6 protein-coding genes are annotated in these 6,569 nt (G+C 73.1%); 4 read left to right on the top strand and 2 right to left on the bottom strand.

Annotated elements, in window-relative coordinates; genetic code table 11:
* Window positions 1-51 precede the first annotated feature (51 nt).
* The gene (gene ilvA, locus C1I99_RS27665; RefSeq protein WP_111137147.1) at window positions 52-1,272 is read left to right on the top strand and encodes a threonine ammonia-lyase; all 1,221 of its coding nucleotides are present in this window, start codon (window positions 52-54) and stop codon (window positions 1,270-1,272) included.
* 87 nt (window positions 1,273-1,359) lie between these two features.
* Here the strand turns inward: ilvA and greA are convergent, their stop codons facing one another.
* Together greA and C1I99_RS27675 are read right to left on the bottom strand one after the other, a co-directional pair.
* Complete coding sequence (greA, locus tag C1I99_RS27670) at window positions 1,360-1,857, bottom strand: transcription elongation factor GreA (protein WP_111137148.1); 498 nt, start codon at window positions 1,855-1,857, stop codon at window positions 1,360-1,362.
* Between the two features lie 157 nt (window positions 1,858-2,014).
* Window positions 2,015-2,446 (bottom strand): DUF4307 domain-containing protein, encoded by a 432-nt coding sequence (locus C1I99_RS27675; protein ID WP_111137149.1) that lies wholly within the window; start codon window positions 2,444-2,446, stop codon window positions 2,015-2,017.
* Between the two features lie 189 nt (window positions 2,447-2,635).
* Between C1I99_RS27675 and mca the strand changes: the two genes are divergently transcribed.
* The 3 genes from mca to C1I99_RS27690 all read left to right on the top strand — a co-directional run bounded on the left by mca (window position 2,636) and on the right by C1I99_RS27690 (window position 6,567).
* Window positions 2,636-3,517, top strand: coding sequence for a mycothiol conjugate amidase Mca (mca, locus tag C1I99_RS27680; protein WP_111137150.1), 882 nt, complete (start codon window positions 2,636-2,638; stop codon window positions 3,515-3,517).
* Between the two features lie 48 nt (window positions 3,518-3,565).
* A complete protein-coding gene (locus tag C1I99_RS27685; RefSeq protein ID WP_111137151.1) occupies window positions 3,566-3,859 on the top strand; it encodes a hypothetical protein in 294 nt (97 codons plus the stop codon).
* 245 nt (window positions 3,860-4,104) lie between these two features.
* Window positions 4,105-6,567: a putative bifunctional diguanylate cyclase/phosphodiesterase gene (locus C1I99_RS27690; RefSeq protein ID WP_111137152.1), complete on the top strand. Its 2,463-nt coding sequence runs from the start codon at window positions 4,105-4,107 to the stop codon at window positions 6,565-6,567.
* Window positions 6,568-6,569: the final 2 nt, after the last annotated feature.

Consider the following 6,569-nt stretch of genomic DNA (forward strand, 5'->3'; position numbering starts at 1 on the left):
GCACAGGGCTCCGCCCGTCGGGGCGGGCGGGGCTGGTGGCACGATCGGGGCATGACGGAACTGGTCAGTCTGGCCGACGTGCGCGCCGCGCGGGAACTGCTCGCCGGCGTCACCCGGACCACCCCGCTCGAGCCGTCCCGCCCGCTCAGCGCCACGCTCGGCGGGCCGGCCTGGCTCAAGTGCGAGAACCTGCAGCGGGCCGGCTCCTACAAGGTGCGCGGCGCGTACGTGCGGATCTCCCGGCTGTCGGCGGCGGAGCGGGCCAACGGCGTGGTCGCGGCGAGCGCCGGCAACCACGCCCAGGGGGTGGCCCTCGCCGCCGGTCTGGTCGGTACGCACGCCACGGTCTTCATGCCGGTGAACGCCCCGCTGCCGAAGGTGGCGGCCACGAAGGGGTACGGCGCGCAGGTCGAACTGGTCGGCAACACCGTCGACGAGTCCCTGGTCGCGGCGCAGACCTTCGCGGAGCGGACGGGGGCGGTGCTGATCCACCCGTTCGACCACCGGGACGTGATCGCCGGGCAGGGCACCGTGGCGCTGGAGATCCTCGAACAGTGCCCGGAGGTCAGGACGATCATCACCGGGGTCGGCGGCGGCGGTCTGATTTCCGGGATGGCGGTGGCCGCCAAGGCGCTGCGGCCGGACGTACGGGTGATCGGGGTGCAGGCGGCCAGTGCGGCGGCCTTCCCGCCCTCGCTGCGGGCCGGCGAGCCGGTCCGCCTCCCCGTGTTCAGCACGATCGCGGACGGCATCGCGGTCGGCCGGCCGGGTGAGATCACCTTCACCCACGTCCGGAAGCTGGTCGACGAGATCGTGACCGTCTCCGAGGAGGACATCTCCCGGGCGCTGCTGATGCTGCTGGAGCGGGGCAAGCAGGTGGTCGAGCCGGCCGGGGCGGTCGGGGTGGCGGCACTGCTGGCCGGCGTGGTCGAGGTGCAGGCGCCGGTGGTGGCGGTGCTCTCCGGCGGCAACATCGACCCGCTGCTGATGCTGCGGGTGATCGAGCACGGCCTGGCCGCCGCCGGGCGCTACCTGCGGGTCACCGTGCGCTGCTCGGACCGGCCGGGCCAGCTCGCCTCGTTGCTGAGCGAGATCGCCGAGCACCGGGCGAACGTGGTGGACGTCGAACACCAGCGGGCCAACCCGCACCTGCGGCTGGGCGAGGTGGAGGTGGCGCTGTCGGTGGAGACCCGCGGCGTCGAGCACTCCGACACGCTGATCAGCGCCCTGCGGGCCAGCGGTTACCAGGTGGTCTTCGCCGCCGAGGCGTGACATCGGCCGGTGTCACGCCTCGGCGTGCGCCGTGCGTTCCGCCCGGGGCCTCAGCCACCGGGCGCCGTCATGGGCCTCGCCGGCCGGTCAGCCGGAGAACGGCTCGAAGCTGACCACTGTCACCTTGATGTCGGCCCCACTGGGGGCCGTGTAGGTGCAGGTCTGGCCGGCACGGCCGCCCAGGATCGCCTTGCCCAGCGCCGACTCCGGGCTGTAGACCGTCAGGTCGGTGGTGGACGCGATCTCGCGGGAGCCGAGCAGGAAGGTCTCGGTGTCGTCCTTGTCGTCGTCGAAGTAGATCGTCACGACCATGCCCGGGGACACCGCGTCGGCGGTCGGCGCCTCGCCGACCTGGGCGGTGCGGAGCAGCTCCTGGAGGTAGCGGATACGCCCCTCCGCCTTGCCCTGCTCCTCGCGGGCGGCGTGGTAGCCGCCGTTCTCCCGCAGGTCGCCCTCCTCCCGCCGGGCGTTGATCTCGGCGGCGATGACGGGCCGGTTGGCGATCAGTTCGTCGAGCTCGGCCTGGAGTCGGTCGTATGCGTCCTGGGACAGCCAGGTGGCGGGCGCCTCGTTGCCAGTGGACACAGGCGGTCTCCTCAGTTGTGCGTGGCTGGCTGACAGGTGAAATTCCAAGTTACCAGTGCGGTACGACACGAGGTGGGGACGATCGCCACCTGTGCCCCGTCCCGACACCGGTGTCGCCGCTCCTGCCGCGGCGTCCCGGCAGGGAAGTTGTGACCGGTCAGGCCGGCCGGCAGCGCAGCACCTCGCCGATGAAGGGCCGGGCGCTGGTCACCAGGCGGTGCCGGGTGGCCACCCGCCGTTCGCCCGGCGGAGCGCTCACCGTGACCTGCTCCCGGGCCACCTCGGCGCCGTCGCGGTCCCGGGCGCGCAGCACGCAGACCGCCGACCCGCCTTCCGGCACGGTGACCCGGAAGTCGACCAGGACCTGGGTGTCGGTGATCCCGGTGTAGGTGATCACCTCGGCGTCGTAGTTCGGGTCGCCGTACTGCTGGTAGAGCCGGACCGCGACCAGGCTCAGCACCGCGACCAGGGCGACCGCCAGCAGCGCGGCCAGCAGCGGCCGGCGACGCCCGGGCTCCCGGCGGCGGCCGTACCGCCCGGGCGGGAAAACCGGCGCGCCGGCGGGAATTGTGGCGTGCGTCTCGGTCACCGGCGGGTATCTCCTGGCGTTGTTGTCGGCGGCATCGGCAAGAATGGCAGAGTTCCATTCTCCCAGCCGGCCCTGATGTCACAACCGACAGGTCGGCACCGGCGGTTCCGGGCGCGGGGGAGGATTCCGGCAGGTCAGCCGGGTGGCCCGGGTGGCCCGCCCGGCGGGCAGAGACGAGGAGCGCCGACGTTGGCAGAGCAACTGCGACTCATGGCCGTCCACGCACACCCGGACGACGAGTCGAGCAAGGGCGCCGCGACCACGGCGAAATACGTCGCCGAGGGGGTGGACGTCCTCGTCGTGACGTGCACCGGCGGCGAGCGCGGCAGCGTGCTCAACCCCAAGCTCGACCGACCGGACGTCTGGGCGAACATCGCCGAGATCCGCCGGGCGGAGATGGACGCCGCCCGCACCATCCTCGGCGTCGAGCAGGCATGGCTCGGCTTCGTCGACTCCGGGCTGCCTGAGGGCGACCCGCTGCCGCCGCTGCCGGAGGGCTGCTTCGCCCTGCAGGACGTCGAGGTCGCGGCCGGCCCGCTGGTGCGGCTGATGCGCGAGTTCCGCCCGCACGTCGTCACGACGTACGACGAGGAGGGCGGCTACCCGCACCCTGACCACATCATGTGCCACAAAGTCAGCGTGGCCGCGTTCGAGGCCGCCGGCGATCCGGAGCGCTACCCGGAGCTCGGCGAGCCGTGGCAGCCGCTCAAGCTCTACTACGACATCGGCTTCTCCAAGGCCAAGATCATGGCGTTGCACGAGGCCATGCTCGCCGCCGGCCTGGAGTCGCCGTACGAGGAGTGGCTCACGCGCTGGGAGGACCGACCCGACAAGGGCCCCCGGATCACCACCCGGGTGGAGTGCGCCGAGTACTTTCCGGTCCGCGACGACGCGCTGCGCGCCCACGCCACCCAGGTCGACCCGGATGGCTTCTGGTTCCACGTGCCGATGGAGCTGCAGCAACGGGCCTGGCCGACGGAGGACTACCAGCTGGTCCGGTCGATGGTCGACAGCCCGCTGCCCGAGTCGGATCTCTTCGCCGGGGTGCGCGAGACGGCCGATGCCAGCTGATCCGGCGCGGGGCTACGCTGGTCACCAACCGCACCACGGAGGAACGCCATGCTGACCGCTGCCCAGGTGCTCGCGCAGAACAACTTCGGTGACACCCGCACGGGTGGCCTGGCCGGGCCGATGGGCCTGTTCCTCATCCTGCTGCTGGCCACCGCCACCGTTCTGCTGATCCGCAACATGAACGCCCGGCTGCGCCGGCTGCCCGACCGGTTCCCCCAGCAGGCTCCGCCAGCCGAGCCCGGCCGGGCGGACGCGGGAGTCGGTGATCCGACAGACGGGACGCGAGAGCAGGATTCATCGTCGAGCGCTCCCAACGGACGTCAGCAGCGCCGGAACGGGTAGTCCACGCATGATTCACGTCGAACCCGGTCGTCGCCCCCTGTTGCGACCACCGGGTTTGGCTTAGCCTTCCGCCGGGGGGACCAAAAGTCCCCGAGCCGTGCGCGGGAGGGGGCGCCGATGACTGTCACAGTGACGGCCGCCCGTACCCTCGGCCGGCCCGCGGGCGGAGGAGGTCGGTGACCTCCGGCCGGGCCGGCGAGCCGACCGACCGACTCGGGCTGCGTGGCGCGTCGCCACGGCTGCTGATGCTCACCGCCGCGGTCGTGCTGACCGCCCTGGTCGCCGCCACCGTCGGGCTGACCCTCCCGACCGGCCTCCCGGCCGACGACCCGCTCGGCGGTCCGGCCCGGTTCGGCGTCGCGGTCGCCGTGCTCGCCGTCTCCCAGCTGGCCCGGCTGCGGTTCCGCACCGCCGCGGGGATGGTGAGCATCACCTGGGGCGAGGCCGCGCTGATCATCTGCCTCTACCTGGTGCCCGCGGGTTGGCTCCCCTCCGCCACCCTGCTCGGCGCCGGGCTCGCCTGGTCGACGATGTCGCTGTTCGGCGACCGCCGGCCGGCGCTGGAGGTGGTCCGGATCGCCGCCTCACTGGCCGCCGCGACCGCCCTGGCCGTCTCGGTCACCACGGCGCTGGGGCATCCCCTGCTCACCCCGCCGACCCCCGGGCTGGCGGTCGCGGTGATCGCGGGCTCGGTCACCTACCTTTTCGCCACCGCCTGGCTGGGCGGCGCCACCCTGGCCCTGCGGCACGGCGTCCCGATCGGGCGGCCGCTGCTCGCCGCGCTCCGGGGCAAGTTGTTGATGTTCGTCGGCAACGTCGCCGTCGGCCTGGTCGTGGTGGCGCTGTGGGAGCTGGACGCGCGGTGGCTGCTGCTGCTGCCGCCCCCGCTCTGGCTGCTCCAGCAGACCTACCGGCACCGGCTGCGGGCCGACCAGGAGCGGCGGACCTGGCGCGCCTTCGCCGAGGCCACCGCCGCGCTCAACCAGCTCGACGAGCGGGGTGTCGCCACCGCCGCCGTGTCCGGCGCGCTCGCGCTGTTCAACGCCGAGTTCGTCGAGGTCGACGTGGCCCGGGGCGACGGCCGGTGGCGACGCTACCGGGGCGACCCGGGCGGTCAGGTGGCGGACCGGGAGGTCCGCCCGCCGAGCCGGGCCGAGCCAGACGAGCACGAGCTGATCCGCCCGCTCGCCGTTGGCGCCGCTCAGGTCGGTGAGCTGCGGGTCCGGTTCCCCCGGTCGGCACCGCCCAGCGCCCGCGAGCGCGACGCGGTGGCCGCGTTCGGCGACGCTCTCGCCGCCGCGCTGCACGACGCCGCGACCCACCGTGAGCTGCGCCTGGTCACCGCGCGCTCGTCGTACGAGGCGGTGCACGACGCGCTGACCGGGCTGGTCAACCGGGCGGCCATGCTCAGCAAGGGCGACCAGGCGCTGCGCCAGCTCGCGCACGACCACCCGGTGGCGCTGCTGCTGCTGGACATCAACCAGTTCAAGGAAGTCAACGACACCCTCGGGCACGCGGCCGGCGACCAGCTGCTGCGGTTGACCGCCATCCGGTTGGGCGCGCTGACCCGCTCCGGTGACCTGCTCGGGCGGCTCGGCGGCGACGAGTTCGCGTTGCTGTTGACGTCGGTCCCGGTGGTGGGTGACCGCAACGCCCCGATGACGTACGCGCTGCGGCAGGCCCGCGAGATCGCCGAGCGGCTCGCCGCGCCGACCGAGGTGGCCGGGGTGCGGATGTCGATCGAGGTCTCCGTCGGGGTGGTGGTCGCCGACGCCGGCACCGCCGACCTCACCGAGCTGCTGCGCCGGGCCGACATCGCGATGTACCAGGCGAAGGAGGGCGGTGGCAACGTCGCCGTGTACGACTCCGCCCGGGACGCCGCCAGCACCGACCAGCTGGCGCTGCTGGCGGAGCTGCGCGAGGCGCTGGAAACCGACGACCAGCTGGTGCTGGCGTTGCAGCCGGCGGTCGACCTGGCCACCGGCGCGCCGACCGGGGTGGAGGCGCTGATCCGCTGGCGGCATCCGCGCCGGGGCTGGCTGAGCCCGCACGACTTCATCCGGCCGGTGGAGAACAGCGAGCAGCTCGGCACCTTCACCCGGTACGTGCTCGACAAGGCGCTCTCGGTGGCCGCCGGCTGGGCCCGCGACGGGTTGGAGGTGCCGATCTCGGTCAACCTCTCGGCCCGCAGCCTGCTCGATCCCCGCCTGCCCGGGGAGATCGCGGACGCCCTGCGCCGGCATCAGGTGCCGGCCCACCGGCTGGTCCTGGAGATCACCGAGACGGTGGTGATGAGCGAGCTGGAGGTGATCGACGAGGTGCTCGCCACCCTCCGGTCGATGGGCGTGCAGCTCGCGGTGGACGACTTCGGCACCGGATTCTCGTCGCTGACCTTCCTCACCCGGATCGCGGTGGACGAGTTGAAGGTGGACCGTTCTTTCGTCATCCGGATGGCCGACTCGCCGGAGGCGGCGGCGATCGTGCGTACCACCGTGGGGCTGGCCCACGAGCTGGGGCTGCGGGTGGTCGCCGAGGGCGTGGAGACCGCCGAGCAGCGGATGGCGCTGGCCGAGCTGGGCTGCGGTGCCGCCCAGGGCTACCACTTCTTCAAGCCGATGCCGGCCGACAAGATCGGCGCGGTGCTCGGCCAACTCCTCGACGAGGCCCGCCCCAACGTCTTCCCCCTCCGCGCCGACGGCGCCTCCTGACC

It is taken from the genome of Micromonospora deserti (genome assembly GCF_003236335.1).
In the GTDB taxonomy this organism is placed as follows: Bacteria; Actinomycetota; Actinomycetes; order Mycobacteriales; family Micromonosporaceae; genus Micromonospora; species Micromonospora deserti.